A 1,987-nucleotide genomic window follows, 5' to 3' on the forward strand; every position below is an offset into this window, starting at 1 on the left:
CCGCTATTGCCGCCACCACCCGCTCGCGCAGATCCACTGACAGCGCTTTCGACATGCCCGTCGCCCCTCCAATACCAGGGCAACTGAATCACCTTCCGCCCGGCGCCGGGATCACAAGCGATTCAGTTAGGCCAAAAACCGCTCTAGGCAATCGCCGCGCCGGGCCAACGCCACCCTTCCGCTGAGCCTTCCCATGCCCCACGGGGAAGCCGTGCTCGCCGTCACCATGACGAGCTTCGCCATCTGAGACCGACGCCATCCTCTGGGCCTTCGCACTGGCTTGCTGGCTGGCGGCCGGGCAGGGCTGGCCCAATAGCTCTAATGCTCTGGCTAGGCCCGCTCATATCTACAGGCATGGCCCTCGTCCTGCTGCTCTGCTACGCGCTCCGGCTGGCGCTGGGGGCCTGGCCCGGCCCTGGTGCTCGCCAGCCTGGCCGCCACGCTGCTCTGAGGCAAGCCATGACCGCACAAGACGCAAAAGACCTGCACCCTTCTTGCCCTGGCTCCTGCTCCGGCGCGGGCCGCAGCCTGACGCGGCGCGGCTTGCTGCGGGCGGGGCGGGGGGCGGCTCTGGGAATACTGCCTGGGCTCGCCGTGCCGCCGGTGCTGGCCCAAGGTCCCCTCCGCATCACGCATGCCTTCGGCGAAATCCTTTTGCCGGAGCCGCCCCGGCGGGTCGTCTCGCTCGGCTTCCAGACGCAGGACACATTGCTGGCCCTCGGCGTGCAGCCCGTGGCGGTGCGCCGATGGTATGGCGACCAGCCAGCCTCCATCTGGCCCTGGGCCCAACCCTTCCTCTCCGGCTCCCTGCCTGTCGAACTGCCCACCGAAATCTCAGTCGAGCAGGTGGCCGCGCTGGCGCCGGACCTGATCGTGGGCATCGGCTCGGGAATCACACCGGCGCAGTACGCGCTCCTGTCGCGCATCGCGCCCGTGCTGATGCATGCGCCGGGGCAGGCGGTCTCCACGCCCTGGGCAGTGCTGACTCGCAGCCTGGGGCTGGCGCTTGGCCGGCAGGAGCTGGCGGAGGAACGGATCGGGCAGGCGCAGGGGTTGATCGACGCAGCCCGGGCCCGCCATCCCGGCTGGGAGGGCCGTACGGCGCGGATCGCCTATGCCTTTGGCGGCGAGGTCGGTGCATATGCCCGCGAGGACACGCGCGGCGCCTTCCTGGCGGAGCTGGGCTTCGTGGTGCCGCCGCTGCCGGCGCAGGCGCTGCGGCGCGGCTTCTACGGAGTCCTCTCGCCGGAGGATCTCTCGCCCCTGGAAGTGGATCTGCTGATCTGGATGACGAGCGAGTCGAGCGCGGCCATCACCAACATTCCGATGCGACGCTTCCTACGCGCCCACAGGGAGGGGCGCGAGATCCTGGTCAGCTGCATGGTGGCCGGCGCCCTGTCCTTCGGCAGCATCCTCTCAGTGCCCTATGCCCTTGCCGCGCTGGAGGCAGAGATCGTGGCGGCGCTGGACGGCGATCCGGCCACGCCAGTCGCCTCCGCCGTACGATCCGGCCTTGCGCCGTAAGGCCGGGCGGTCCGCTTCAACTCCGCACCAATACGCGGCCGCCCTGGCTCAGCGGAGAGGCCTCCTCTGCCGACACCGTACCCGCCAGCTTGTGGTGGTCCCATGAGCCCTGATTTTCCTGAGACTGCTTCACCTCAAGAGATGACCTGGTGAACACCCGTCGGGCGCGCCGACAATGTCAATTCCTGCATAATCTGCCGCTCGATAATAATTAATCTATTGTTTCCGCAAAATTTTATTTCCAATCTACCGATAATATATTTATTGTTACAGAACAAAAACTGATTCACGATACTTCCCGCGCTGAAATACGCAAAATTTTGAGCTGTGACGCTAAGTGCCCGTTTGAGAATGGTCATGGGTGGGCGATGCGCCTGATGAGGAGCGCGCCCATGCCGACGTGGATCATGGCTTCGGAGACGTCGCAGCGGCGCTCGTAGTCGCGAACCAGGCGGCGCCAACG

The 1,987-nt window shown here is 66.3% G+C and carries 1 protein-coding gene and 1 pseudogene; one reads left to right on the forward strand and one right to left on the reverse strand.

The features are described from left to right. Nucleotides 1-654 precede the first annotated feature (654 nt). Nucleotides 655-1,524, forward strand: coding sequence for an ABC transporter substrate-binding protein (locus tag CR165_RS24080; RefSeq protein WP_219929860.1), 870 nt, complete (start codon nucleotides 655-657; stop codon nucleotides 1,522-1,524). Nucleotides 1,525-1,879: 355 nt separating this feature from the next. Here the strand turns inward: CR165_RS24080 and CR165_RS24085 are convergent. After that, nucleotides 1,880-1,987: pseudogene (locus CR165_RS24085) on the reverse strand (IS5-like element ISRso1 family transposase); the annotation flags it as partial.

It is taken from the genome of Teichococcus aestuarii (genome assembly GCF_003116135.1).
Lineage (GTDB): Bacteria > Pseudomonadota > Alphaproteobacteria > Acetobacterales > Acetobacteraceae > Pseudoroseomonas > Pseudoroseomonas aestuarii.